We start from the raw sequence: 25,824 nt of genomic DNA, 5'->3' as shown, positions 1-25,824 counted from the left end.
GTTTGACAAGTCGGGCGCAGCATGATCCTGCAAGACGGCAAGGGCAAGACGGGGGATGCAATGATCGAGGCCATCGGGCTGGATGCCGACGACACCCTGTGGGAAAACGAGACCTTCTTCCGCGTGACCGAGGCCGAGTTCGTGGCCCTGCTGGGCGACCATGCCGAGGGCGCCGACATCGCCAGCCGCCTTCTGGACGTGGAACGCGCGAACCTGGCCCGATACGGCTTCGGCATCAAGGGCTTCATGCTGTCGATGGTCCAGACCGCGATCGAGCTGACCGACGGGCGCATCGACGGCCGCGCCATCGGCCGCATCCTGGAACTGGGCCAGGACATGCTGGCCCATCCGGTCGATCTGCTGCCCGGCGTCCCGCAGGCGCTGGACGCGCTGGAAGGGCGGCGGCTGATCCTGATCACCAAGGGCGACCTGATAGACCAGGAACGCAAGATCGCCGCATCCGGCCTGGCAGACCGCTTCGAGGCCATCGAGATCCTGGCCGACAAGTCGCCCGAATCCTATGCCCGCGTGCTGTTTCGTGCAGGCGTCGCGGCGGACCGCTTCGTGATGGTGGGCAATTCCATGAAAAGCGACGTGCTGCCCGTGGTGGACCTGGGCGGCCACGGCGTCTTCATCCCCCACGCCCTGACCTGGGCCATCGAACATGCCGAGGCGCCCGACCATCCCCGCGCGCACCGGCTACAGACCATCGCCGGCCTGCCCGCCCTGGTCGCGCGGCTGGAGGCGGGCGATGCATAACCTGCGCGCCGCCCTGCTGATGGTGCTGGCCATGGCTGCCTTCGCCGCCGAGGATGCGCTGCTGAAGGGCCTGTCGGGCAGCATTCCCACCGGGCAGTTGCTGGCCGTGATCGGCTTTGCCGGGATGGTGGTCTTCGGCCTGTGGATCGCCCTGGGGCGCGAGGGCCTGAACCTGCGTGCCCTGCTGCGGCCCCAAGTGGCGTTGCGCAACCTGTGCGAGGGCATCTGCGCCATCACCTTTGTCACCGCGCTGGCGACCGGCGACCTGTCCATCGCATCCGCCATCCTTCAGGCGCAGCCCCTGCTGATGACCCTGGGCGCGGCGCTGTTTTTGGGCGAACAGGTCGGCTGGCGCCGCTGGCTGTCCATCGCCGTGGGCTTTGCGGGCGTGCTGCTGATCGTCAAGCCCGGCACCGCGGCGTTCGAGGTCAGCTCGATCTTCGCCGTCATCGCCGTGCTGGCGCTGGCCGTGCGCGACCTGATCACCCGCCGCCTGCCGCCCGTCGTGGGGTCGGGCCTGCTGTCCGCCGGGGCCTTTGGGTCCATGGGCCTTGCCGGGCTGCTGCTGATGGCGGTGGGCGGGCAGGGGGCGGTCACCCCCACGCCGGGTCAGGGGGCGCTAATGGCCGCGACGCTGTGCTTTGGCCTTCTGGGCTATATCACCATGGTCATCGCCACCCGCATCGCGGAAATCGCGGTGATCGCGCCGTTCCGCTATTCCCGGCTGCTGTTTGCGATGCTGCTGGCGGTGACGATCTTCCGCGAACGGCCCGACGCCCTGACCCTGGCCGGGGCCGCGTTGATCGCAGGCGCCGGCATCTATTCCATGTGGCGCGAGGCGCGTCTGCGGCGCGCGCGCCTGGCCGCCGCCTGACCCCTGCAAAATCCCCTTCCCGCAAGGCCAAAGCCCTTGTATAGCCCGGCCATGACCGAGCTTTCCCTGATCCGCAATTTCTCCATCGTGGCCCATATCGACCACGGCAAATCCACCCTGGCCGACCGGCTGATCCAGTCCACGGGCACTGTCGCCGACCGCGACATGAAGGCCCAGATGCTGGACAGCATGGATATCGAGCGGGAACGCGGCATCACCATCAAGGCCAACACCGTCCGCATCGTCTATCCGGCGCGCGACGGCCAGACCTATGTGCTGAACCTGATCGACACGCCGGGCCATGTGGACTTCGCCTACGAGGTCAGCCGGTCCATGCGCGCGGTCGAAGGCTCGCTTCTGGTCGTGGACGCCTCCCAGGGGGTCGAGGCGCAGACGCTGGCCAATGTCTATCAGGCTATCGACGCAGGGCACGAGATCGTGCCGGTCCTGAACAAGATCGACCTGCCCGCCGCCGAACCCGAGCGCGTGAAAGAAAACATCGAGGAGGTGATCGGCATCGACGCCTCGGACGCGATCCCGATTTCCGCCAAGACCGGCTTGGGCATCCCCGACGTGCTGGAAGCCATCGTCACGCGCCTGCCCGCCCCCAAGGGCGACCGCGACGCGCCGCTGAAAGCCATGCTGGTGGATTCGTGGTATGACGCCTACCTGGGCGTCGTCGTGATGATCCGCGTGATGGACGGCGTGATCCGCAAGGGCGACCGCGTGAAGATGATGCAGACCGGCGCGGTCTACGGCATCGACAAGCTGGCTGTCCTGACCCCGCAGATGGTGGACATCGCGGAACTGGGACCGGGCGAGATCGGCGTCTTCACCGCATCCATCAAGCAGGTCCGCGACACCCGCGTGGGCGACACCATCACCCACGAAAAGAAGGGCGCGACCGAGGCGCTGCCGGGCTTCAAGCCCGCCCAGCCGGTGGTCTTCTGCGGGCTGTTCCCCGTGGACGCCAACGATTTCGAGGCCCTGCGCGACGCCATTGAGAAGCTGGCGCTGAACGACGCCTCTTTCAGCTACGAGATGGAAACCTCGGCCGCGTTGGGCTTCGGCTTCCGCTGCGGCTTCCTGGGCCTGCTGCACCTGGAGGTGATCCGCGACCGGCTGGAACGCGAATATGACCTGGACCTGATCACCACCGCGCCCAGCGTGGTCTTCAAGCTGCACATGCGGGATGGAGAGGTGCGCGACCTGCACAACCCCGCCGACATGCCCGACCTGACCCATGTGGACCATATCGAGGAGCCGCGCATCAAGGCCACGATCATGGTCCCCGACGAATACCTGGGCGACGTGCTGAAGCTGTGCCAGGACCGCCGCGGCATCCAGCTGGACCTGACCTATGCGGGCAGCCGCGCGATGGTCGTCTATGACCTGCCCCTGGCCGAGGTCGTCTTCGACTTCTACGACCGGCTGAAGTCGGTGACCAAGGGCTATGCCAGCTTCGATTACCAGATCAGCGAATACCGCGAGGATTTCCTGGTCAAGATGTCGATCCTGGTCAACGACGAACCCGTGGACGCCCTGTCCATCATGGTCCACCGCGACCGCGCCGAGGCGCGGGGCCGGGTGATGGTGGAAAAGCTGAAGGAACTGATCCCCCGGCACATGTTCAAGATCCCGATCCAGGCCGCCATCGGCGCGCGGGTGATTGCCCGAGAAACGCTGTCGGCCATGCGCAAGGACGTGACGGCCAAGTGCTATGGCGGCGACGCCACGCGCAAGAAGAAGCTGCTGGAGAAGCAGAAGGCCGGGAAGAAGAAGATGCGCCAGTTCGGGAAGGTGGAGATTCCGCAGACGGCGTTTATTCAGGCGTTGAAGATGGAGTGAGGGGCTTATGTGCTGCCTCTTAATTTAACTAAAAATGCGTTTTGAGGAGGTGAATTTTGTCTGGTGTTGTTTCTCACAGTGATTTGCCAGACGGATCCGTTGTTCTAACTTTAATTATTGATAATTCTGAGCCAGTTGAGGTTGGGGCTTTTGTCCGGGCGTTCACTTCTCTTGCGAAGGAATATCAGGAAACTTTTGAGAAGAAGGGATTGGACGGTCGTGCCGAGATATTTATCACTCAAGTAAGAAGCGGATCAATTGTTGCTGACTTGGTCCCACTCGTTGCAACTGCTTTTCCTGTGGTAGTGTCACATGCAGCGCAGGTAGATCAAGCAATTGACTTTGTTGCCAAGTGGGGGAGTCGCATAACAACATTGGCGAGCGGCCTAGTTCCTGAAGGGATGTCTAAGTCTGATCTTAGAACTTTTGCAGGAGCAGTTGAAGCTATCGCTCGCGATCCAAATGCCTCATCTATAATTGAAGTGGCAACTTTTGAAGATGGAAAGCGAGAGATCAAAGCAGCTTTCAGGTTCTCAACTGCTCAAGCTCGTGTTGTTGAGAAGACAATCGAAGGCGAATTTAAAAGACTTGAGCAGGACAGTGATAAGACACATCACAGGAAGCTCATGTATTTCACAAGATCAGATATTACTAATGCGCCGATTGATAGAAGAAGCGGTGAGAAGGCGGTGATTCCGGAAATATCTCAAAACAGTCTTCCCATCATATATGCTTCCGATCTTGCGGAAGAGCGTATTAAGTATGAAATACGAGAGTCGCAAGAAAATATTTTTAAGAAGGGCTTTAGCGTCGATGTTTCGGTGCAATATAGAGGAGATCGACCATTAGCGTATAGAATTATAGAAGTGCACCAAATATTTGACTTGCCAGATGACGATGATGAACCATAAGCAAGCGTAGGGTGCGTGCTTGCACGCACCACTTCGGCCTCACCCCTTGAGCAACGGTGCGTGTAAACACGCACCCTAGGCCAGCTTTCCGGCGGCCTTGTCGCGGTGGAATGGCGAATACGGCCCATCTTCGGGGTGTTCCACCCATCCATGCTTTACCGGATTGAACCCGCAAGCGTAGGGTGCGTGCTTGCACGCACCACTCCGGCCTCACCGCTTGCGCAAAGGTGCGTGTAAACACGCACCCTACGCCACCTTCCCGGCGGCTTTATCCCGGTGGAATGACGAATACGGCCAATCCTCGGGCTGATCCACAAACCCATGCTTCACCGGGTTCCACCAACAATACCGCATATGCGCCGCGTAATCATCGTCATTGCGGATGTGGTGCTCGTAAAACCGCCGCTGCCAGATGCCGCGCTCGGACCGCGCCACATGACTGTCGCGCAACTGCCCCACCGGCAAACCTTGGGAGAACCGCGCCTTGATCAACCGCCACCTTGTTGAATAATCGCAATCCCCATCCGGCAAGCGCCAGATGCAATGCAGGTGATCCGGCAAGACTACCCACGCGTCTATCGCAAAAGGCCGTTCCGCCCGTGTTACCTTCACCGCATGGCGCAAGCCATCGACGTGGCTCACCAGCAGCCGGCTGCCCCGCTGCGCCAGGGCGACGGTGAAGAAGACCGGAACGCCGGGCAGGCGAGGGCGGAGATAGCGCGACATGCCCCATCATCGCGCGGTCCGGTTGCAGAACCGTTAATCGAAATACGGCACGATCACCCGGCAAAAGCTGCCCACCGCCATGCTGACCGGGATCGAGCCGTCCCGCGGGCCGCTGCCGAATTGCGACAGGCCCGCACCGGGGGCCGCCTTTGCCTCGTCCAGCGTGAAGACGATCCCGTCCCCCGCCCCTCGTGGCTTGGGCGAGGCGCGCCAAAGGCGCGTGTTCCCCGGCACCCCCATCTCTCGCTGCGCGAAATCGCCCGCGGCGCACCAGTAATCGGTGTCGCCGCGCCGGACCTCGTGGATGACGGTGATCTCGGACGGGCCGGACCGCACCGCCGTCATGCCGTTCTGCGCGGTCCACGCCGCCGCAGGCAGGGGCAGCAGCAGGGCCGCAAGAAACGTCAGTCGCATCGCATCCTCCTGAACTGGAACCGCCCTTGCCGCCCGTTCGTTTCACTGGACCCTTTCATCGGAGCATGATCATGCATCTTCGACTGTTCCTGATCCATATCTGGGTCGCCTCGATCGGCGGGGCGGTGGTGATCGCGGGGCTGGCCATGGGCTATGTCACGGCCGCCACCTTCATCTGGGGCGCGGTCATCGGCCTGGCCCTAGGCGTGCCCGCCGCGCTGCTGAACTGGGTTTACCTGCGGCCCAACCGTTCGCGGCAGATCGGCTGGACCTGGCCCATCGCCAACCGGATCCGGGCTGCGGCGAAACAGCATCCGTCGGCCCGGTAAGCATCAAAGGCGGCCCCCGGGGGCCGCCTTTGTCATCACATCGCCTGCGCGCTTTCCTGCTGGATCACCTGACCCGCGGTCGAGACGTCGCGGCCAAGGCCCTGGGCGGTCTGGCAGCCAGCCAGCGTCATCATCGCAAGAATGGCGCCAAGGCCGATAAGGGTCTTCTGCATCCGTCACACTCCTTTGCCATGATCTGCCAGCGGAACGCGGTCCCCTGCCGCAGGTTCCAAGGGCTCAGAACGCCACGCCGGACCACAGCGCGACATTGGCATAGGGGGTGAATTCTCCGGTGCGCACGACCGCGCGCGCGTCGCGGGTCAGCGCCTTGAAGGCGTCATGGGGCAGGGTGCGGCCCTGGCCCAGGTCGCGCCCCTGCAAGGCCTGGTGCAGATCCGCGCCCGCCTCGCTGGCCCAGGCAGAGCGTTCCACCACCAGCTCGGTCAGCACCGCATCCAGCACATCCAGGAACCGGGGCACGCCACGCATGACCGCCAGGTCGATGCAGCGCACGCCGGGCGGGACCGGCAGGCCCGCGTCGCCGATCACCAGCAGGTCGCCATGGCCCATCGCGGCGATCAGGCCGGACAGTTCGGAATGGATCAGGGTGGCGCGCTTCATGGCCTATCCTTCGGGCAGGGTTTCGGACAGATGGCGGATCATGTTGCCGCCCATGACCTTGGCGATCTGGCCCTCGGTCAGGCCCTCGTCCAGCAGCGCCTGCGTCAGCGCCGCCAGGTGCGCCGCGTCGAAGGGCACACCGACCGAGCCGTCATAATCCGACCCCAGCGAGACGTGATCCTCGCCCACCAGACGAATGGCGGCGAGGATGCCTTCCGCGATATGGGCGGGCGTGCCGCCGCAGACCACGTCGGACCAGAAGCCGATGCCGATCACGCCGCCCCTGGCCGCGATCCGGCGGACCAGGTCGTCGTCCAGGTTCCGCGCGCTGCCGCAATGGCCGTGGATGCCGGTATGGGACAGGATCGGCCGCGCATCCGGGATCGCCAGCACGTCCTGCACCATCAGGGGCGAGGCATGGGCCAGGTCGATCACCATGCCGCGCTGGATCATGCCGTCCACCACCTGCCGCCCGAAATCGGTCAGGCCCGCGCCGGTGCCGCCCTCGCCATGCAGGCTGCCGCCTAGTTCGTTGTCGAAGAAATGCGTCAGGCCCAGCAGCCGGAAGCCCGCGTCGTAAAGCACGTCCAGGTTGGCGATGTCGCCTTCCAGCGGATGCGCGCCCTCGGACCCCAGGATCGCGCCCAGCACGCGCTGCCCGCCCGCCCGCGCGTCCAGAACCGCTTGCAGGTCGGCGCGCGTGCGGATCAGGCGCAGCCGGTCGGGGGCATCCGTGGCGGCGCGGTTCAGGGCCTCGGCCTGCACCAGGGCCCGTTCGCGCAAGGAAAACCACGACCGCACCGGGCGCAACTGGCCCATGAACAGCGGCGTGATGTTGTCGGGCGCCCCTGCGCTGTTCTGGTCATAGTTCTGGCCGCGCGGGCTTTTCGTCACCGTGGTGAAGACCTGCACCGCCACGTTGCCTTCCAGCAGACGCGGCACGTCGGTATGGCCCCGGTCCGCCCGGTCCAGAATGTCGCGGTCCCACAACAGCGCATCGGAATGCCAGTCGCCGATCACCAGCCGGTCATGCAGGGCCTGCGCCTGAGGCGACACCGGCCAGCCTTCAGGCGGCATCCGCAGCGGGTTCAGCGCGCGTTCGACATAGCCCGGCGCGAAGATGAAGAACAGGGCCGCCGCGATCACCAGCAGCACGGCAACACCCGCAAGGATCCTTTTCAGCATCGGCGCGCCTGTCCTTCTTCTTCACGAAAATATCCGCGGGGGAATCCGCGCAGCGGATGGGGGCGGCAGCCCCCTATGCCTCCAGGGCCTCAAGCTCGTCGATGAAGCCTTCGATCATCGACAGGCCCTTGTCCCAGAACCTGGGGTCGGACGCGTCCAGGCCGAAGGGGGCCAGCAACTCCTTGTGATGCTTCGATCCGCCCGCCGCCAGCAGGTCGAAATACTTGTCCTGGAAGCCCGGCAGCCCGCCTTCATAGGCGGCATAAAGCGCGTTCACCAGCCCGTCGCCAAAGGCATAGGCATAGACGTAGAAGGGCGAATGCACGAAATGGGGCACATAGGTCCAGAAGGTCTCGTATCCCGGCATGAACTCGAAGACCGGGCCCAGGCTTTCGTGCTGGACCGACATCCACAAGGCGTTGATGTCGTCGGGGGTCAGTTCCCCTTCCGCCCGCGCCGCGTGCAGCTTGCATTCAAAGTCGTAGAAGGCGATCTGGCGGACGACCGTGTTGATCATGTCCTCGACCTTGCCGGCCAGCAGGGCCTTCTTCTCGGTCTGGTCAGTGGTTTTCGCCAGAAGCGCGCGGAAGGTCAGCATCTCGCCGAAGACCGAGGCCGTTTCGGCCAGCGTCAGCGGGGTCGAGGACAGCAACTCGCCCTGGCCCGCCGCCAGCCGCTGGTGAACGCCGTGGCCCAGTTCATGCGCCAGGGTCATCACGTCGCGCGGCTTGCCCAGATAGTTCAGCAGCACATAGGGATGCACGGTCGTGACGGTCGGATGGGCGAAGGCGCCGGGGGCCTTGCCGGCCGTCACGGCGGCGTCGATCCAGCCCTTGTCGAAGAAGGGCTGCGCCAGGTCCGCCAGACGCGGCGAAAAGCCCGCATAGGCATCCAGCACCGTGGCCCGCGCTTCGTCCCAGCCGATGGTGCGGGCGGGGGCGGTGGGCAGGGGCGCGTTGCGGTCCCAGACCTGCAGCTTGTCCAGCCCCAGCCATTTCGCCTTCAGCGCGTAATAACGGTGCGACAGGCGCGGATAGGCGGCGGTGACGGCGTTGCGCAGGGCCTCGACCACCTCGGGCTCGACATGGTTCGACAGGTGGCGGCCCGTTTGGGGTGTGGGCATCTTGCGCCACTTGTCCTCGATGGCCTTTTCCTTGGCCAGGGTGTTGTGGATGCGGGCGAACAGCTTGACGTTCTTGCCGAACACGGCAGCCAGGGCGCGGGCGGCGGCCTCGCGCCGCGCACGGTCGTGGTCGGTCAGCAGGTTCAGCGTGGCTTCCAGGCCCATCGTCTCGCCGTCCACCTGGAACTCCAGCGCGGCGGTGGTCTCGTCGAACAGGCGGTTCCAGGCGGCGGCGCCCACGACGGAATTGTCGTGCAGGAACTGTTCCAGCTCGTCCGACAGCTGGTGCGGGCGCATGGCGCGCATCCGGTCGAAGACGGGCTTATACCGCGCCGGGCCGTCGGCGGCCGTGAAGACTGACTGGTAGGTTTCATCGGGAATGCGGTTGAATTCCAGGCTGAAGAAGACCAGCGGCGTGGTGATGTCGGTGATCCGCCCCTGCAGGTCGCCCATCATCTTGGCGCGCGCGGCATCCACCGTGTTCTGGTAATAGCGCAGCCCCGCATAGGACATGATGCGGCCTGCGGTGATGTCGATCTTCTGATAGGCCTCGATGCAGGCCAGCATTTCCGCCGGGGTCAGGTCGGCCAGCCTGCCCTGGTATCGGGCGGCGAAATCGCGCGCCTCGGTTTCCAGCAGGGCGATGTCGGCGGTCAGTTCGGCCGAATCCGGCGCGGGATACAGATCCGTCAGATCCCATGCGGGAAGGGTGCCAAGGTCGCTGCCCGATGCGGCGTCAGCGGCGTCGAAGGTCGGTTGTCCTGCCATGGGGGATCCTTTCGTGCTTGGCCCAGATGTAACCAGCCGGGGCCGGTGCGCAAGGCCAGAGCCGCGCTTTCCGCCTTACAGCGAATCGAAGGCCGGGGCGTGGCGGATGGGGCTGCCCTTGGGCAGGTCGCCGATCATCTGCAAGCCAGGCCCGGCATAGGGCGAGACCAACGGCGCGGGCTTGAACCCCAGGGGGCCGTAATAGCCGGGATTGCCCAGCACCACCACCGCGGCGGTATCGGCCCAGGCGACGGCCTCGTGGATCAGCGCCCCGCCCAGGCCAAGCCGCTGCGCCTTGGGGGCGATCGCCACGGGCGCCAGGGCATAGGCCGGGCCTTCGGCCTCCAGCGGCGACAGGGCGACATGGCCCAGAACGGTGCCCGCCGCATCCACGACCAGCGACAGCGCCAGGTCGCCCTGCTCGCGCAGCTTGCGGACCAGCCGCGCCTCGTCGTCGCCGCCAAAGGCGTCGCGCAGGACGGTGTCGATGGCGTCCAGGTCGCGGCGGGTTTCGCGGCGGATGATGGGGGTCACGTCGTGGCGGTGGAAGTCGCGCCCGATCCCGGCGCTTTCGCGGCCCCACGCGCTGGCCTTGGTCCGCGCGCCATGGGCCGCGAAGGCGTCGGCATCCACGAACAGTTCGGACAGGTGCCAGACCAGCGGATCCTCGTCCTGCCACAGGTCGAACCGCAGGCAGCCCGGTTCCTCGCGGCTAAGCGCGATGTGGTCGGGCAGCAGCGACAGCGCGGTCATCATCTGGCCCGCGTCCTGGCAGACCAGCCGCCCGATCAGCGCGACCATCGGCTGTTTCAGCGCGACAGGCGTGCCGGTGGCGGCATGGGGATGGCGGGGCGGGTGGTGATGGCCGCAGGCGCAGGTCATGGTGGTCCTTCCAGGGGCGTCAGCGGATCATTCCCACTCGATCGTGCCCGGCGGCTTCGAGGTGATGTCATAGGTGCAGCGGTTGATGCCCTTGACCTCGTTGATGATCCGCGTCGCCGTCTCGCCCAGGAAGTCGTGGGTGAAGGGATAGTAATCCGCCGTCATCCCATCGACCGAGGTCACGGCCCGCAGCGCGCAGGCGAAGTCATAGGTCCGCCCGTCGCCCATCACGCCCACGGTGCGCACGGGCAGGATGGCGACAAAGGCCTGCCAGATGTCGTCGTAAAGGCCGTGTTTGCGGATCTGGTCGATGAAGACCGCATCGGCGCGGCGCAGGATCTCCAGCTTTTCGCGCGTGATCTCTCCGGGGCAGCGGATGGCGAGGCCGGGGCCGGGGAAGGGGTGGCGGCCGATGAACTTGTCGGGCAGGCCAAGCTCTCGGCCAAGGGCGCGGACCTCGTCCTTGAACAGCTCGCGCAGGGGTTCGACCAGCTTCAGGCCCATCTTCTCGGGCAACCCGCCGACATTGTGGTGGGACTTGATCGTGACGGACGGCCCGCCGCTGAAGCTGACGCTTTCGATCACGTCGGGGTAAAGCGTGCCCTGCGCCAGGAACTCGGCCCCCTCGATGGCCGAGGCGTAACGCTGGAAAACGTCGATGAACAGCCGACCGATGGTCTTGCGCTTGACCTCGGGGTCGCTGACCCCTTCCAGCGCGCCCAGGAACAGCTCGGATTCGTCGGCGTGGATCAGCGGGATGTTGTAGTTGTCGCGGAACATGGTCACGACTTCCTCGGCCTCGTTCAGCCGCAGAAGGCCGTGGTCCACGAAGACGCAGGTCAACTGGTCGCCGATCGCCTCGTGGATCAGGACGGCGGCGACGGAGGAGTCCACGCCGCCCGACAACCCGCAGATGACCTTCTTGTCGCCGACCTGTTCGCGGATCTTGCGGATCGCCTCGTCGCGGTATCCGGCCATGGTCCAGTCGCCGGTGAAGCCCGCCAGACGGACGAAGTTTTCCAGCATGGTGCGGCCGCGCGGGGTGTGATGCACCTCGGGGTGGAACTGCACGGCATAAAAGCGGCGCGATTCATCCGCGATCATGGCGAAGGGCGCGTTGGGGGATGTGCCGATCACCTCGAAGCCGGGCGCCAGCGCGGTCACGCGGTCGCCGTGGCTCATCCACACCTCCTCGCGGCCCGCATCGAACAGGCCCGCGAAGATGCCGTCGCCCTTGTGGCCCGGCGCGGGGGCGATGAAGGCGCGGCCGTATTCGGCGTGGTGCCCGGCCTCGACCGCGCCGCCCAGCTGTTCCATCATCACCTGCTGGCCATAGCAGATGCCGAAGACCGGCACGCCCAGGTCGAACACCGCCTGGGGCGCGCGGGGGCTGCCCGGGCGCGTCACGCTGTCCGGCCCGCCCGACAGGATCACCGCCTGGGGGTTCAGCCCGCGCAGGATGTCGTCGGTCAAGAGGTTATAGGGGTGGATTTCGCAAAAGACGTTCAGTTCCCGCAGGCGGCGCGCGATCAGCTGCGTCACCTGGCTGCCGAAGTCGATGATCAGAAGGCGCTGGTGCTGTGTCATGGATGCGCTTTAAGCGCGCCCATGCCGCCGCGCAAGGGATTTGGGGCCCGGAACTGCCGCCTTAAGGCCCGCGTTCCGTCCTGCAATCCAAGAGGTTCCCATGCCCGCAACCCGCCCCCTTGCCGCAGCCCTTGTTCTTTCGATGCTGTCCGCCTGCGGGCAGGGCGTGGACCTGCGGATGCCCTGGGGCCAGCCCGAACCCCCGGCCGAGGAAGCCTTGGCCGCCAGCTGCCAGGGCGACACGGCCATAGCCGCGCAGCTTGACGCCGCCATCAACGCCGCGCGGCAGGCCGAGGGCAAGACCCTGCTGGACAGCGCGCCGCTGCTGACCCGGATCGCGCAAAGCCATGCCTGCGACATGGCCGCGCTTGGCCGGGTGGATGTCGAGGGGTCGAACGGCTCCAGCGTCGTGGACCGGGCGCGGGCGGTGGGCTATCCGACCTGCGGCGTGGTGCAGCTTGTGGGCCGCGGCGGCGGCCCGGCGGATGCGGTGGCGAACTGGCTGGCGCGCGAGGCGCAGCGGACCGAGCTTCTGGGCCAGACCAGCCGTCAGTTGGGCAGCGGCCATGCCGTCGGTGCGGACGGTGCGGTCTATTACAGCGTGGTCCTGGGCGACAGCTGCGGTTGATCCCCTGCGCAAGGAAAAAGGGGGGCTGACTGCCCCCCATCGCCGTTCCGGCGATTTCCCCCCGTGGATATTTGGACCAAAGTGAAAGGCCGGGTGGCCTATTTCTCGGGCACCAGGCCGCGCGGGGCGAAGCGCAGGACCAGCAGCAGCACCAGGCCCATGGCGATGAAGCGCATGTGCGGCGCGCTGCCCAGAAGATGGGCCTTGATGTCGCCATCGGGCAGGGGGCCGACCAGGACGCCGATCAGGTTCGGACCCCAGACCTCGGCCTTGATCCAGAGGAACCAGATCAGCACCGCGCCCAGGACCGAGCCCCAGTTGTTGCCCGACCCGCCGACGATCACCATGACCCAGATCAGGAAGGTATAGCGCAGCGGGTTGAACGAGGTCGGCGCCATCAGCCCGTCCAGCGTGATCATCATCGCCCCCGCGATGCCGATCACGGCCGAGCCGAGGACAAAGACCTGCAGGTGCCGCGCGGTCACGTCCTTGCCCATCGCCTCGGCCGCTGTTTCATTGTCGCGGATGGCGCGCATCATCCGGCCCCAGGGCGATTTCAGCGCCAGTTCGGCCAGAAGGATGATCCCCAGCAGGACCGCCAGGAACAGCGACATGTAGCAGAGCTTGACCCAGATGCCGGATGCCTCGGCGGTGCCGAAGCCCCAGCGGGCGGCGAAATCGACGAAGGCCGGGTTCTGCTGCAGGTCGGTTTCATAAGGAACCGGCCGAGGAATGGCCGCGATGTTCTTGACGCCGCGGGCCAGCCAGTCCTCGTTGCGCAGAACGGCCACGATGATCTCGCCGATGCCCAGGGTGGCGATGGCGAGGTAATCCGACCGCAGGCCAAGCGCGACCTTGCCCACGCCCCAGGCGGCGGCGGCGGCGAAGGCGCCCCCCACCAGCCAGGACAGCAGGATCGGCAGGCCCAAGCCGCCGATATTGCCGGTCCGGGCGGAATCGTTCGCCTCGATCGCCAGGACGGCGGGGTCGAACAGCCAGCGATAGGCGACAAAACCCGCCAGCAGCACCAAGGCCATCGCCCCGATGCGGCCGGTGCGGGTATAGACGATCTTGGCCAGCGCCAGCGTGCCGAGGCCCGCCAGCAGCGCCCCGATCAGGCGCGGGCCGCCTGCGGCCCAGGCACCCTCGACCGGGGGCAGCGAGACCAGCACGGGGGCCAGCCCGCCGATGGCCAGAAAGCCCACGACGCCGGTGTTGAACAGCCCCGCATAGCCCCATTGCATGTTCACCCCAAGCGCGGTGATGGCCGAGATCAGCCCCATGTTCAGGATCGCCAGGGACGTGTTCCACGACCCCGAGAACATGCCGTTCCTGACCGTGCCTTCCAGCACGAACAGGATGGCGAGGACGGCGAACAGGACGGGCGCGCGCCAGGGGTTGGCAGCGGCGGCTTGACGGTTGGATGACATGGCGGACCCCCCTTACACCGACTTGCCGCGGAACAGCCCCGTGGGGCGGAACAGCAGGACCACGATCAGGATGACGAAGCTGACGGCGAACTTGTATTCGGTTCCCAGCAGTTGCAGCAGCCCCCCCGGCTGCCAGTCGGGGAACAGATAGCCCGCGACCTTGACCCAGGGGTAGGTCACGGCGACCTCGGAAAAGGCGACCAGGAAGCCGCCCGCGATGGCGCCGATGGGATTGCCGAGGCCCCCCACGATGGCGGCGGCGAAGATCGGCAGCAGGATCTGGAAATAGTTGAAGGGGCGGAAGGACTTGTCCAGGCCATACAGCACCCCCGCGACCGTCATCAGGGCGGCGGCGATGATCCAGGTCAGGCGGACGACGCGTTCGGGGTCGATGCCCGACAGCAGCGCCAGATCCTCGTTGTCGGAATAGGCGCGCATGGCCTTGCCGGACTTGGTGCGGTTCAGGAACCAGAACAGCGCGGCGCAGACGATCACCGTCACGACCAGCGTCAGCGCCTGCGTGGACCGCAGGGCCAGCCCCTCGGCCAGGCCCGACCATTCGCGGAAGTCGCGCACGGCGATGATGAAGCGCGCGCCGTCGTCGAAGCGTTGCTCATCCACGCCGATCAGCAGGCGCGTCAGCCCGTTCATCACGAACATCACGCCGACCGAGGCCATGACAAAGATGATCGGCGCGGCCTTCTGCGCCCGGTAGAAGCGATAGACCGCCCGGTCCGTGGCCAGCACCAGAAGCGCGGTGGCCGCGATGCCCACGGGCAGCGCCAGAAGCGCGGTGGGCAGCGGCCCCAGCGAGACGCCCAGCGATTGCAGGCCCCAGGTCACCAGGATGGTGATGGCGGTGCCGAAGGCCATGGTGTCGCCATGGGCGAAGTTGGAAAACCGCAGGATGGCATAGATCAGCGTCACCCCAAGCGCGCCAAGCGCAAGCTGCGCGCCATAGGCGGCGGCGGGGATGAACACGAAGTTCAGAAAGGCCACAAGGGCGTTGAGGATATCCAAGGCTCAGCCCCCCAGGAAGGTGCGGCGCACCTCGTCGTTCTGCATCAACTCGCGGCCGGTGCCGGTATGGGCGTTGGCGCCCTGCACCAGCACATAGGCCTTGTCGGCGATCATCATCGCCTGCTTGGCGTTCTGTTCCACCATCAGCACCGGCAACCCGCCCCGCGCGATAGCGATGATGCGGTCGAACAATTCGTCCATGACGATGGGGCTGACGCCTGCGGTGGGTTCGTCCAGCATCAGGACCGAGGGTTGCGTCATCAGCGCGCGGCCTACGGCGACCTGCTGGCGCTGCCCGCCCGACAGTTCCCCGGCGGCCTGCCGGCGCTTGGCGGCGACGGCGGGGAACAGGTCATAGACCTGCTCCATCGTGCGGCGGATGTCGTCCTTGCGGATGAAGGCGCCCATCTCCAGGTTCTCCTCGACCGTCATGGAGGGGAAGATGTTGTTGACCTGCGGCACGAAGCCCATGCCCGCCTTGACGCGGTCCTGGGGGTTCAGCGCGGTGATGTCGCGCCCGTCCAGCCGCACGCTGCCCGCCCGCAGGTTCAGCATCCCGAAGATCGCCTTCATGGCGGTAGACTTGCCCGCGCCGTTGGGGCCGACGATCACGGCGATCTGGCCCTGTTCCACGGAAATGGTGCAGTCGTGCAGGATGTCGGCGCCCTTGCCATAGCCGCCGGTCATGTTTTCGCCGATCAGGAAGGGATCGCCCGCAAGGCCCGGGCCCACGGGGCCGGATCGGCGCGTGCCGTCGATGCTGCCGCGTCCCTTGGGGTTCACGACCGACAGGTCGCGGTTGCCCCGGTTGCCGAAGACTGCGTCCTGATCGCTCATGCTCCCACCATGTCCTTGTTCTTGAGGCCCGTGCCCAGATAGGCCTCGATCACGGCCTCGTTCTGCATGATGTCGCGGGCGCTGCCCTGGGCCAGAACCTTGCCCTCGGCCATGACGATCACGGGGTCGCACAGCTTGCCGATGAAATCCATGTCGTGTTCGATCACGCAGAAGGTATAGCCGCGTTCGCGGTTCAGCCGGATGATCGCGTCGGCGATGGTCATCAGCAGCGTGCGGTTCACGCCCGCGCCGACCTCGTCCAAAAAGACCACCTTGGCGTCCACCATCATCGTGCGGCCCAGTTCCAGAAGCTTCTTCTGGCCGCCCGACAGGTTGCCGGCCTTTTCATGGGTCAGGTGGCGGATGGTCAGGAAATCCAGAACCTCGTCGGCGCGGCGGCGCAACTCGGCCTCCTCGCGCTCGATCCGGCCGCGTTGCAGCCAGGTCTTCCAGATCGTCTCGCCCGATTGCGCGCCGGGCACCATCATCAGGTTTTCCCGCACGGTCATGGAGGAAAACTCGTGCGCCAGCTGGAACGTCCGCAGCAGGCCCTTGTGGAACAGCGCGTGCGGCGGCAGGCTGGTGATGTCCTCGCCATCCATGAAGACGCGGCCCGATGTCGGCGGCAGCACGCCCGCGATCACGTTGAACAGCGTGGACTTGCCCGCGCCGTTGGGTCCGATCAGGCCGGTGATGGACCCGGTCTCGATGGTCAGGCTGGCGCCGTCGACGGCGCGGAAGCCCCCGAAATGCCGGTGAAGGTCTTCGACCCTTATCATTTTCTTCTACCCCGTCTTCACGCCATTGGTGAAGTGTGACCGCATTCTGCGGCTTTTGTCATGAAAAATGGCCCGGCAACCGATGGGCTGCCGGGCCATAGCACGGGTTTCCGCTTAGCGATAGCCGACCACGGTCATTTCGCCGTTCTCGAAGGCCACCTCGCGATAAACGCCGGCGGTTTCGCCGTTGCCCACCATCTCGATCGACGAGGCGCCGACATAGTCGATGTCGCCGCCGCCGTTCAGGATTTCCAGCCCCTTGGCCAGTTCGCCCGGCAGGATCTTTTCGCCCGGTTCGTTGGCGACATCCATGACCTTGTCCTTCCAGACCTTGGGGTCGCTGGACTTGGCGGCGGCCATGGACAGCAGCATCAGCGCCGCCGCGTCATAGGATTCGGCGGAATAGGCGCTGGAGCCGTCAAAGCCCGCGGCCTTGGCCATTTCCAGGAACTTCTCGCGGCCCTGGCCCTCGGCGGCGGGGTTCTGGCCGAAGCTGCCGTCGATTTCCGACCCGAAGTTGTCGATCAGGGCTTGGCCCACCATGCCGTCGGGGAAGACGAAGGTGTCGAAGGCGCCCGTGTCCAGCGCCGCGCGCACCACGCCCGAACCGCCCTGGTCCACATAGCCCGCGACCACCAGGGCGTCGCCGCCCGCCGCCGCAAGGGCCGCAACCTCGGCCGAGTAGTCGGCCTTGCCGTCGTCATGGCCGGAATTCACGGTCACGGTGCCGCCCTTGGCGGTGAAGGCCGCCGCAAAGGCGTCCGCCAGCCCCTTGCCGTAATCGTTGTTGGTATAGGTGACGGCGGCGTTCTTGATGCCCTTTTCCATCATGATCTCGGCCATGACCTCGCCCTGGCGGGCGTCGGACGGCGAGGTGCGGAAGAACAGGCCGTTATCCTCGATGGTGGACAGCGCCGGAGAGGTCGCGGAAGGCGAGATCATCACAACGCCGTTCGGCACGGCCACGTTCTGCAGCGATGCGATCGCCTCGCCCGAGCACATGCCGCCGACGATGCCCTTGACCCCTTCGGCGGTGATCAGGCGTTCAACGGTGGCGGTGGCTGCGGCGGCGTCGATGCAGGTGGAATCGCCCTGCACCGGCACCACGGTCGATCCGTCCAGCAGCAGCTTGGAATCGCTGACCTCCTTTATGGCCAGCTCGGCGCCCGACCGCATTCCGGGGGCAAGGGATTCCAGCGGGCCGGTGAAGCCCAGCGACATGCCCAGCTTGATGTCCTCGGCCGATGCGGCACCGGCCATCAACGCGCCCATGGCGGTGGCCAGAAGAAGTTTTTTCATGTGATTGTCTCCCAGTTGGAACAATGTCCTGCGCCGCAGGTTAGAAGCGCCTTTTGCAAAAGAAAAGCAGGATATTGCCAAGAATCCTTGCCTTTTCGGGCGGGTGACGCTGGGTCAGCGCCAGCCGGGGCGGTCCTGCCTGCGCCGGAAGACCAGGCCGGGCAGGCCGGTCGACAGCCAACCCAAGGCCAGCCCGATCCCCGCCGCCCAGAGGCCCGCCGCCGTCACGGGAACGGCGGGCCGGAAATCGCCCCAGGTGGCCGCCAGCGTTTCAGGATCGCGCAGGCGGTGCGGCAGGGCCATCCGCTCCAGCGGCCCGGCAAGGCGCAGCATCTGCAAATCGGCGCGCGCCTGGTCCAGGCGGGCGAAGACCGCGCGCATGTTGGATTGATGCGCGTCGCGGAAGGCGCTGCCCGAGAGATCGGCCAGGGCCTGTTCCCGCGTCAGGCCCGTCCCCCGGGCGCTGTCGTCGAATTCGGCGGCGACGCGGGACAGGGCATCGACCTGGCCGCCAAGCCGCTGGACATATTGGTCGGAAAAGGCCGGGAACTGCGACAGGGCGGCGGCGAAACAGACCGCCACCGCCAGCCGCAGGAACCGGGTCACTTGTCCTGCACCGTCAGGCCCAGCACGGGCGCATAGACCTGCTCCAGGCGCGCGATGGCGTCCTTGGGCGACATCTCCTCGGTCGCACCAGAGCGGCGGTTGGTCAGTTCCACCTTGTTGGCGGCCAGCCCGCGCGGGCCGACCGTGATGCGCCAGGGCAGGCCGATCAGGTCCATGGTGGCGAATTTCGCGCCCGCCCGTTCGTCGCGGTCGTCATACAGCGGATCGAGGCCGCGTGCCTGCAATTCGGCATAGATCGCGTCGCAGGCGCTGTCGGTGGAATTGTCGCCCTGCTTCAGGTTGACGATGCCCACGTGGAAGGGCGTCACGCCTTCGGGCCAGATGATGCCCTTGTCGTCGTGGTTGGCCTCGATGATGGCGCCCAGCAGGCGGCTGACGCCGATGCCGTGGCTGCCCATTTCCACGGGCACGCGGCTGCCGTCGGGGCCGACGACCGTGGCGCCCATGGCCTCGGAATACTTGGTGCCGAAATAGAAGATCTGGCCCACCTCGATCCCGCGCGCGGTGCGGCGGCGTTCTTCCGGCACTTGCGCGAAGATCGCCTCGTCATGGGTTTCGTCCGTGCGGGCATAGCGGCTGGTGAACTCCTCCAGCACGGCCTGGCACTGTTCCACGCTGTCATAGTCGATGACCCGGTCGCCGAAGGTCAGGTCGGTGATCTGGCTGTCATAGAAGACTTCCGACTCCCCGGTTTCCGCCAGCACCAGGAATTCGTGGGTATAGTCGCCGCCGATCGGCCCGCCATCCGCGCGCATTGGGATCGCCTGCAACCCCATGCGCTCATAGGTCCGCAGATAGCTGACCAGGTGCCGGTTATAGGCGTGCAGCGCGGCGTCCTTCGTCAGATCGAAGTTGTAGCCGTCCTTCATCAGGAACTCGCGCCCCCGCATCACGCCGAAACGCGGGCGGATCTCGTCGCGGAACTTCCATTGGATGTGATACAGCGTCAGGGGCAGATCCTTGTAGCTGTTCACATGGCTGCGGAAGATGTCGGTGATCATCTCCTCGTTCGTCGGACCATACAGAAGATCGCGCTTGTGGCGGTCCTGCAGGCGCAGCATCTCCTCGCCATAATCATCGTAACGCCCCGACTCTCGCCACAGGTCGGCCGGTTGCAGCGTCGGCATCAGAAGGGGGATATGGCCCGCGCGCTGCTGTTCTTCATGCACGATCTGCTGGATGCGGTTCAGCACCTTGAAGCCCAGGGGCAGCCAGGAATAGATGCCCGCGGCCTGCTGCTTGATCATTCCGGCGCGCAGCATCAGCCGGTGGCTGACGATCTGCGCCTCTTTCGGGTCTTCCTTCAGCACCGGCAGGAAATAGCGCGTGAGACGCATGGGCGGGATCCTTTGAGCGTATAACGCGCGAACCGTTAGCGGATCGGCCCTGTTTTGCCAAGAACCGCCCGCTTGCAACTGCCGCGCGTCGCGGTCACATTCCACCCCAACAATCCCCGTCAGGAACCGGCCATGCGCATACCGATACACAAGCAGCTGATGTGGTGGGGGGTGGCCGCGGTGGCGCTGCTGCTGGCGATGTGGCTTCTGGGCAACGCCATCCTGCCCTTCATCCTGGGCGCGGGCGTGGCCTATCTGCTGGACCCGGTGGCCGACCGGCTGGAACGCGCGGGCCTGTCGCGCGTGATGTCGGTGGTGGTCATCACGGTCGCCGCCGTCCTGGCCTTCGCGCTGGTGGTGCTGCTGGTGGTCCCCGTCATGCTGCGCCAGGCCACGTCGCTGATCGAGACCGCGCCCGAGATGCTGGAACAGGCGCGCGCCTTCCTGTCGGTCCGCTTCCCCGAGCTTTTGCCCGCCAATGGCGACGTGGGCACCGCGCTGACCGACCTGGGCGCAGCCATGGGCGAGCAGATGGGCACGCTGGCGTCCCGCCTGCTGTCGTCGGTGGGCGGCATCATCAGCGCCATCGCCATCCTGGTGATCGTGCCGGTGGTGGCCTTCTATCTTCTGCTGGACTGGGACCACCTTGTGGACCGCGTGGACACGCTGCTGCCGCGCGAACACGCCCCCACCCTGCGCCGCCTGTCGCGGGAAATCGACGAGGCGCTGTCGGGCTTCGTGCGCGGGCAGGGGCTGGTGATGCTGATCCTGGGCACCTGGTATGCCATCGGGCTGATGATCGTGGGGCTGCCCTTCGGCTTCTTCATCGGCATCATGGCGGCGCTTCTGTCCTTCATCCCCTATGTGGGCGTGCTGATCGGCGGGGCCACGGCCATCGGGGTGGCGCTGTTCAGCTTCTGGGGGGATCCCTTGTGGATCGGGCTGGTGGTGGCGATCTTCGCCCTGGGCCAGGTGGTCGAGGGGAACTATCTGCAACCCAAGATCGTGGGCCATCATGTGGGCCTGCACCCGGTCTGGCTGCTGCTGGCCCTGTCCGTCTTCGGCGCGCTGTTCGGGTTCGTCGGCATGGTCATGGCGGTGCCGCTGGCCGCCGCGCTTGGCGTGATCGGGCGGTTCCTGACGCAGCGGTATCAGGAAAGCGCGCTGTTCACCGGGCAGGCGCTGCCCCCCGATCCGGGCCAGCCCGTGCTTGTGGAACTGGTCCCCGAAGGCACCGTCGCCAATTCCATCCGCGAGGCGCGCATCCGCGCCGACCAGAACCGCGCCCAGGGCCAGATCGAGATCATGCGCGAGGAAATCGCCCGCAAGCATCCCGACGTGGGCTAGATGGCCGCGATTTCCCGCCAGTTGACGCTGGACCTGACGACGCCGCCCGCCCATTCCCGCGCCGACTTCCTGCCGGCGGCGGCGAACCGGGCGGCGCTGGCCGCGCTGGATGCGCCGCAGGACTGGCCGCAGGGGCGGATGCTGCTGATCGGGCCGGAAGGGGCGGGCAAGTCGCACCTGGCGGCCTTCTGGGCTGCGGAAAACGGTGCGCGCCGCATGAAGGCCGCAGCCCTGCGCCCCGACGCCGCCGACCACCTGGCCACCGAGGGCGGCGCCCTGGTGATCGAGGATGCCGACCGCGCGGGCCGGGCGGCGGGGGCCGAACAGGCGCTGTTCCACCTGTGGAACCTCTGCGCGCCGCGCGACTGCCTGCTGCTTTTGACCGCGCGCACGCCGCCGCGTGACTGGGGCCTGGTGCTGCCCGACCTGCGGTCGCGCATGGACGCCATGCCCCAGGTCCGGCTGATGCCGCCCGACGAATCCCTGCTGGCCGCCGTGCTGGTCAAGCTGTTCGCGGACCGCCAGCAGGCCGTCCCCGCCGACCTGATCGACTGGCTGGTCCTGCACATGCCGCGCGACCTGGGCCTGGCCCGCCGGCTTGTCGCCGCGATGGACCGCGCGGCGATGGCCGACAAGCGCCCCATCACCCGCCGCATCGCGGCCGAGTTGCTGAACGGCCTTTCCGAACCCGAGACATGAATCGCAGCCCCCAAGGTCAGACACCATGACGCAAGCAGATTTCCTTCGGACCCCCTTTCCCGAACCGCAGGACTTGCCCGGCGGGGTGCCCCAGGACGGCGCGCGGTTCTTCAACCGGGAAATCAGCTGGCTGTCCTTCAACTGGCGCGTCCTGGACGAGGCGCGCAACCCCCGCGTCCCCCTGCTGGAACGGCTGCGCTTCGTGTCGATCAGCGCGACCAACCTGGACGAATTCTATACCGTCCGCGTCGCGGGCCTGCGCGAACTGGTGCGCGAGGGGAACACCACGCCCTCGGACGACGGGCTGACGCCTGCGGAACAGCTGTCGATGATCAACGCCGACGCCCGCCGCCTGATGGGCGCGCAGCAGGGCGTCTGGAACCGCATCCGCCGCGAGATGGAGGAAGCGGGCATCGTCATCCTGTCCCGGTCCCGCCTGACCCGCGCCGAGGAGGAGTTCCTGCACGATTACTTTGAACGCAAGGTCTTCCCGGTCCTCTCGCCCCTGGCCATCGACCCGGCGCACCCGTTCCCCTTCATCCCCAACACCGGCTTCTCGCTGGCGCTGGAACTGGCGCGCGAAACCGACGGGCGGCAGATGCAGGCGCTGCTGCCGATCCCCGCGCAGCTCAACCGCTTCATCTCCCTGCCCGGGGGCGAGCGGTTCTTCAAGCTGGAAGACCTGCTGCTGATGCACCTGTCCAGCCTGTTCCCCGGCTATCGCGACACCGGCCATTGCGCCTTCCGCGTCCTGCGCGACAGCGACCTGGAGGTCGAGGAGGAAGCCGAGGATCTGGTCCGCGAATTCGAGACCGCGCTGAAACGCCGCCGCCGGGGCAGCGTCATCCGGCTCAAGATCACGCGCGGCGCCCCCGACCGCCTGCGCCGCCTGATCATGGAGGAACTGGAGGTCGGCCCCGACGAGGTGATCGAGGTGGAAGGGCTGCTGGGCGTGGCCGATCTGTCCGAACTGGTGCTGGACAGCCGCCGCGACCTGCTGTGGCCCGCCTTCACGCCCCGCGTTCCCGAACGGGTGCAGGACCACGACGGCGACATGTTCGCCGCCATCGGGCAAAAGGACATGCTGCTGCACCACCCCTATGAAACCTTCGACATGGTGGTGCGCTTCCTGGCCCAGGCCGCGCGCGACCCAAACGTGCTGGCGATCAAGCAGACGCTGTACCGCACCAGCCGCGACAGCCCCATCGTGGACGCGCTGTGCGAGGCCGCCGAATCCGGCAAGTCGGTCACGGCGCTGGTTGAACTGAAGGCCCGTTTCGACGAGGCCGCCAATATCCGCCAGTCGCGCCGCCTGGAACGGGCGGGGGCGCATGTCGTCTATGGCTTCGTGAACTACAAGACGCATGCCAAGATCAGCACGGTGGTGCGGCGGGAAGGCGACAACCTTGTCACCTATACCCATTACGGGACCGGCAACTATCACCCGATCACCGCGCGGATCTATACCGACCTGTCGCTGTTCACCTGCGATCCGGCGCTTGGCCGGGACGCGACAAAGGTGTTCAACTACCTGTCGGGCTATGTCCAGCCTGCGGGACTGGAAAATCTTTCCATCTCGCCCATCGACCTCAAGGACCGGCTGCTGTCGCTGATCGGGCGAGAGGCGGAACTGGCCCGCCAGGGGCGGCCTGCGGCGATCTGGGCCAAGATGAACTCGCTGATCGAAAAGGACGTGATCGACGCGCTTTATGCGGCCAGCGCGGCGGGGGTCAGGATCAGCCTGGTCGTGCGCGGAATCTGCGGGATCCGGCCCGGCATCCGGGGGCTGTCGGACAACATCCGCGTGAAATCCATCGTCGGGCGTTACCTGGAACATTCGCGCATCGTCTGCTTCGGCAACGGCTACGGCCTGCCGTCGAAACGGGCGCGGGTCTTCATCAGCTCGGCCGACTGGATGGACCGCAACCTGAACCGCCGCGTCGAAACGCTGGTCGAATGCATGAACGACACCGTCAAGGCGCAGATCGTCAGCCAGATCATGGCCGCCAACATGGCGGACGAGGCGCAAAGCTGGCTGTTGCAACCCGATGGCCGCTTTGTGCGCTATCTGCCCGAAGGGCGCGACGACCTGTTCAACTGTCACCGCTTCTTCATGGACCACCCCTCGCTGTCCGGGCGGGGCACGGCGGGGGCAGGCGACGTTCCGGCACTGACCCATTCGAACGATTGACGCCCCCGGAAGGGCAAGGCATGAACAGCGCGATGCGGCAGCAGGAGAGGCGGCCATGAACGGCGTACGCACCACGACCGGCAAGACGGTCGAGCCTTTCGGCAAGATGTTCGGGAAATTGTCAAAGCGGGCCTTGTCGCGCGTGGGCGTGGTCGATGTCGGCTCGAACTCGATCCGGATGGTGGTCTTCGACGGGGCGGCGCGGTCACCCGCCTATTTCTACAACGAAAAGGTCATGGCGGGGCTTGGCGCCCGGATGGCCCAGACCGGCCGCCTGAACCCCGAAGGGGTGGAACGCGGCTTTGCCGCCCTGCAACGCTTCGCGGCCCTGGCCAAGGGCATGGACATCGGCCCCCTGACCTGCGTGGCCACCGCCGCCGTGCGCGAGGCCGCCGACGGCCCCGCCTTCAAGGAACGCGTCGAACGCGAAACCGGCATCCGTATGCACGTCATCGACGGCGAGGAGGAGGCGCGCCTGTCCGCCCAGGGCGTGCTGCTGGGCTGGCCCGACGCCAAGGGGCTGGTCTGCGACATCGGCGGCAACTCGATGGAACTGGCCGAGGTCGCGGACGGCCAGATCGGCAAGCGCGTCACCTCGCCCCTGGGGCCGTTCCGGTTGCAGCAGGTGGGCGGCGGCAAGGACGGATTGCGCAAGCACATCAAGAAGGTCATGGCCGGGCTGGCGCAGGTCATGGGCACCCATCACGAACGCATCTATCTGGTCGGCGGATCGTGGCGCGCCATCGCCCGGCTGGACATGGAGCGCGTGTCCTATCCCATGACGGTGCTGCACGAATACCGCATGACCCCCAGGGCGGTGGCCGATACCGTCGCCTGGATCGGGGCCAACGACCTGGGCGCGCTCAAGGCTCAGGCTGGGCTGTCGTCCTCGCGGATCGAGCTTGTGCCCCTGGCCGCCCAGGTTCTGGCGCAACTGTCCGAAACCTTTGCGCCTGCGGAACTGGCCGTTTCCAGCTATGGCATCCGCGAGGGGCTTTTGTATGAGCAGATGCCCGAAAACCTGCGCAAGCGCGACCCGCTGATCGAGGCCGCGCGCTTTACCGAACGCCAAATGGCGCGGATGCCGGGCGCGGGCAAGAAGCTGTATCAGTTCCTGCAACCCTTGTTCCAGGATGTCCCGCCCGGGCGCGACCGCCTGATCCGCGCGGCCTGCCTTTTGCACGACACAAGCTGGCGCGCCCATCCCGATTACCGCGCCGATGCCTGCTTCGACAACGTCACCCGCGCCAACATGGCGGCGCTGAGCCACCCGGAACGCGTGTTCCTGGGACTTGCGCTGCTGCACCGCTACAAGAACAGCCGCGCGGCCTCGCCCATGGCGCCCTTGTTCAAGCTGCTGTCGGCTGCCGAGATCGCCGAGGCCGAGATCCTGGGCAAGGCGATGCGTTTCGGCGCGATGCTGGCGCTGGACGATCCGGCCGATGCGGCCAAGCTGACCTTCGACAAAAAGCAGCTTGTGCTGAAACTGACGCCCACCGGCCGCAGGCTGATGGGCGAGGTGGCCGAGGCCCGCTTCGGATCCCTTTGCAACGCCCTGGGGGTCGAAGGCAGGATCGCCTGACCCGAGGCGCGCCCGGCGCAA

Annotated in this window: 25 protein-coding genes; 10 read left to right on the top strand and 15 right to left on the bottom strand. The window is 66.3% G+C overall.

Annotated features, from left to right (window positions below; translation table 11 throughout):
• Positions 1-21: 21 nt before the first annotated feature.
• The 4 genes from JX613_RS13470 to JX613_RS13455 are packed head-to-tail and all read left to right on the top strand — an operon-like array spanning position 22 to position 4,392.
• Entirely contained in the window at positions 22-759 is a 738-nt protein-coding gene (locus JX613_RS13470) for an HAD family hydrolase (RefSeq protein WP_237168563.1), read from the top strand.
• Positions 752-1,633 carry a DMT family transporter gene (locus JX613_RS13465; RefSeq protein ID WP_207101981.1) on the top strand — a complete coding sequence of 294 codons (882 nt, stop codon included), beginning with the start codon at positions 752-754 and terminating at the stop codon, positions 1,631-1,633. The genes JX613_RS13470 and JX613_RS13465 overlap by 8 nt, the downstream gene beginning before the upstream one ends.
• Before the next feature lie 51 nt (positions 1,634-1,684).
• On the top strand, positions 1,685-3,481 hold the full coding sequence (lepA, locus tag JX613_RS13460) for a translation elongation factor 4 (protein ID WP_207101980.1): 1,797 nt from the start codon (positions 1,685-1,687) through the stop codon (positions 3,479-3,481).
• 56 nt (positions 3,482-3,537) lie between these two features.
• Positions 3,538-4,392: a hypothetical protein gene (locus tag JX613_RS13455; RefSeq protein WP_207101979.1), complete on the top strand. Its 855-nt coding sequence runs from the start codon at positions 3,538-3,540 to the stop codon at positions 4,390-4,392.
• A gap of 246 nt (positions 4,393-4,638) precedes the next feature.
• Here JX613_RS13455 and JX613_RS13450 read toward each other — a convergent pair whose 3' ends face one another.
• A complete protein-coding gene (locus JX613_RS13450; RefSeq protein WP_207101978.1) occupies positions 4,639-5,118 on the bottom strand; it encodes an REP-associated tyrosine transposase in 480 nt (159 codons plus the stop codon).
• 33 nt (positions 5,119-5,151) lie between these two features.
• Complete coding sequence (locus tag JX613_RS13445) at positions 5,152-5,532, bottom strand: hypothetical protein (protein ID WP_207101977.1); 381 nt, start codon at positions 5,530-5,532, stop codon at positions 5,152-5,154.
• A gap of 71 nt (positions 5,533-5,603) precedes the next feature.
• On the opposite strand from JX613_RS13445, the gene JX613_RS13440 reads away from it, so the two are divergent.
• Entirely contained in the window at positions 5,604-5,861 is a 258-nt protein-coding gene (locus JX613_RS13440; RefSeq protein WP_207101976.1) for a hypothetical protein, read from the top strand.
• Between the two features lie 35 nt (positions 5,862-5,896).
• On the opposite strand, the gene JX613_RS13435 is transcribed toward JX613_RS13440, so the two are convergent.
• From JX613_RS13435 to guaA, 6 genes are all read right to left on the bottom strand, one after another.
• Positions 5,897-6,034 carry an entericidin EcnAB gene (locus tag JX613_RS13435; RefSeq protein WP_154763261.1) on the bottom strand — a complete coding sequence of 46 codons (138 nt, stop codon included), beginning with the start codon at positions 6,032-6,034 and terminating at the stop codon, positions 5,897-5,899.
• 64 nt (positions 6,035-6,098) lie between these two features.
• Entirely contained in the window at positions 6,099-6,482 is a 384-nt protein-coding gene (gene rbsD, locus JX613_RS13430; RefSeq protein WP_207101975.1) for a D-ribose pyranase, read from the bottom strand.
• 3 nt (positions 6,483-6,485) lie between these two features.
• On the bottom strand, positions 6,486-7,667 hold the full coding sequence (locus JX613_RS13425; protein WP_207101974.1) for a dipeptidase: 1,182 nt from the start codon (positions 7,665-7,667) through the stop codon (positions 6,486-6,488).
• A gap of 73 nt (positions 7,668-7,740) precedes the next feature.
• Positions 7,741-9,558, bottom strand: coding sequence for a M3 family oligoendopeptidase (locus tag JX613_RS13420; RefSeq protein WP_207101973.1), 1,818 nt, complete (start codon positions 9,556-9,558; stop codon positions 7,741-7,743).
• A 75-nt stretch (positions 9,559-9,633) separates the two neighbouring features.
• Positions 9,634-10,440: a GNAT family N-acetyltransferase gene (locus JX613_RS13415; RefSeq protein WP_207101972.1), complete on the bottom strand. Its 807-nt coding sequence runs from the start codon at positions 10,438-10,440 to the stop codon at positions 9,634-9,636.
• A 27-nt stretch (positions 10,441-10,467) separates the two neighbouring features.
• Positions 10,468-12,027 carry a glutamine-hydrolyzing GMP synthase gene (gene guaA, locus JX613_RS13410; protein ID WP_207101971.1) on the bottom strand — a complete coding sequence of 520 codons (1,560 nt, stop codon included), beginning with the start codon at positions 12,025-12,027 and terminating at the stop codon, positions 10,468-10,470.
• A 100-nt stretch (positions 12,028-12,127) separates the two neighbouring features.
• On the opposite strand from guaA, the gene JX613_RS13405 reads away from it, so the two are divergent.
• On the top strand, positions 12,128-12,655 hold the full coding sequence (locus tag JX613_RS13405; RefSeq protein ID WP_207101970.1) for a CAP domain-containing protein: 528 nt from the start codon (positions 12,128-12,130) through the stop codon (positions 12,653-12,655).
• Between the two features lie 98 nt (positions 12,656-12,753).
• Here the strand turns inward: JX613_RS13405 and JX613_RS13400 are convergent, their stop codons facing one another.
• From JX613_RS13400 to proS, 7 genes are all read right to left on the bottom strand, one after another.
• Positions 12,754-14,085 (bottom strand): branched-chain amino acid ABC transporter permease, encoded by a 1,332-nt coding sequence (locus JX613_RS13400; RefSeq protein ID WP_207101969.1) that lies wholly within the window; start codon positions 14,083-14,085, stop codon positions 12,754-12,756.
• Positions 14,086-14,097: 12 nt separating this feature from the next.
• Positions 14,098-15,105, bottom strand: coding sequence for a branched-chain amino acid ABC transporter permease (locus JX613_RS13395; RefSeq protein ID WP_207101968.1), 1,008 nt, complete (start codon positions 15,103-15,105; stop codon positions 14,098-14,100).
• A 3-nt stretch (positions 15,106-15,108) separates the two neighbouring features.
• On the bottom strand, positions 15,109-15,942 hold the full coding sequence (locus tag JX613_RS13390) for an ABC transporter ATP-binding protein (RefSeq protein WP_207101967.1): 834 nt from the start codon (positions 15,940-15,942) through the stop codon (positions 15,109-15,111).
• Positions 15,939-16,721: an ABC transporter ATP-binding protein gene (locus JX613_RS13385; protein ID WP_207101966.1), complete on the bottom strand. Its 783-nt coding sequence runs from the start codon at positions 16,719-16,721 to the stop codon at positions 15,939-15,941. The genes JX613_RS13390 and JX613_RS13385 overlap by 4 nt, the downstream gene beginning before the upstream one ends.
• 114 nt (positions 16,722-16,835) lie before the next feature.
• Positions 16,836-18,020, bottom strand: a complete 1,185-nt coding sequence (locus JX613_RS13380) for an ABC transporter substrate-binding protein (RefSeq protein ID WP_207101965.1) — start codon at positions 18,018-18,020, stop codon at positions 16,836-16,838.
• 114 nt (positions 18,021-18,134) lie between these two features.
• A complete protein-coding gene (locus JX613_RS13375) occupies positions 18,135-18,626 on the bottom strand; it encodes a DUF2937 family protein (RefSeq protein ID WP_207101964.1) in 492 nt (163 codons plus the stop codon).
• A complete protein-coding gene (proS, locus tag JX613_RS13370; RefSeq protein WP_207101963.1) occupies positions 18,623-19,984 on the bottom strand; it encodes a proline--tRNA ligase in 1,362 nt (453 codons plus the stop codon). Before proS ends, JX613_RS13375 begins: the two co-directional genes overlap by 4 nt.
• 132 nt (positions 19,985-20,116) lie before the next feature.
• Here proS and JX613_RS13365 point away from each other — a divergent pair, with 132 nt between their 5' ends.
• From JX613_RS13365 to JX613_RS13350, 4 genes are read left to right on the top strand one after another with little or no spacing between them, the layout of a single operon-like run.
• Positions 20,117-21,331, top strand: a complete 1,215-nt coding sequence (locus tag JX613_RS13365) for an AI-2E family transporter (RefSeq protein ID WP_207101962.1) — start codon at positions 20,117-20,119, stop codon at positions 21,329-21,331.
• Positions 21,332-22,030, top strand: a complete 699-nt coding sequence (locus JX613_RS13360) for a P-loop NTPase family protein (protein ID WP_207101961.1) — start codon at positions 21,332-21,334, stop codon at positions 22,028-22,030. It abuts the gene before it with no gap.
• Positions 22,031-22,055: 25 nt separating this feature from the next.
• A complete protein-coding gene (locus JX613_RS13355) occupies positions 22,056-24,221 on the top strand; it encodes an RNA degradosome polyphosphate kinase (RefSeq protein ID WP_207101960.1) in 2,166 nt (721 codons plus the stop codon).
• Between the two features lie 55 nt (positions 24,222-24,276).
• Positions 24,277-25,803, top strand: coding sequence for a Ppx/GppA family phosphatase (locus JX613_RS13350; protein ID WP_207101959.1), 1,527 nt, complete (start codon positions 24,277-24,279; stop codon positions 25,801-25,803).
• Positions 25,804-25,824 lie beyond the last annotated feature (21 nt).

The organism is Paracoccus shandongensis (genome assembly GCF_017315735.1).
Taxonomy (GTDB): domain Bacteria; phylum Pseudomonadota; class Alphaproteobacteria; order Rhodobacterales; family Rhodobacteraceae; genus Paracoccus; species Paracoccus shandongensis.
Note: the sequence above shows the minus strand (reverse complement) of the source record. Positions and strands in the feature narration are given on the sequence as shown.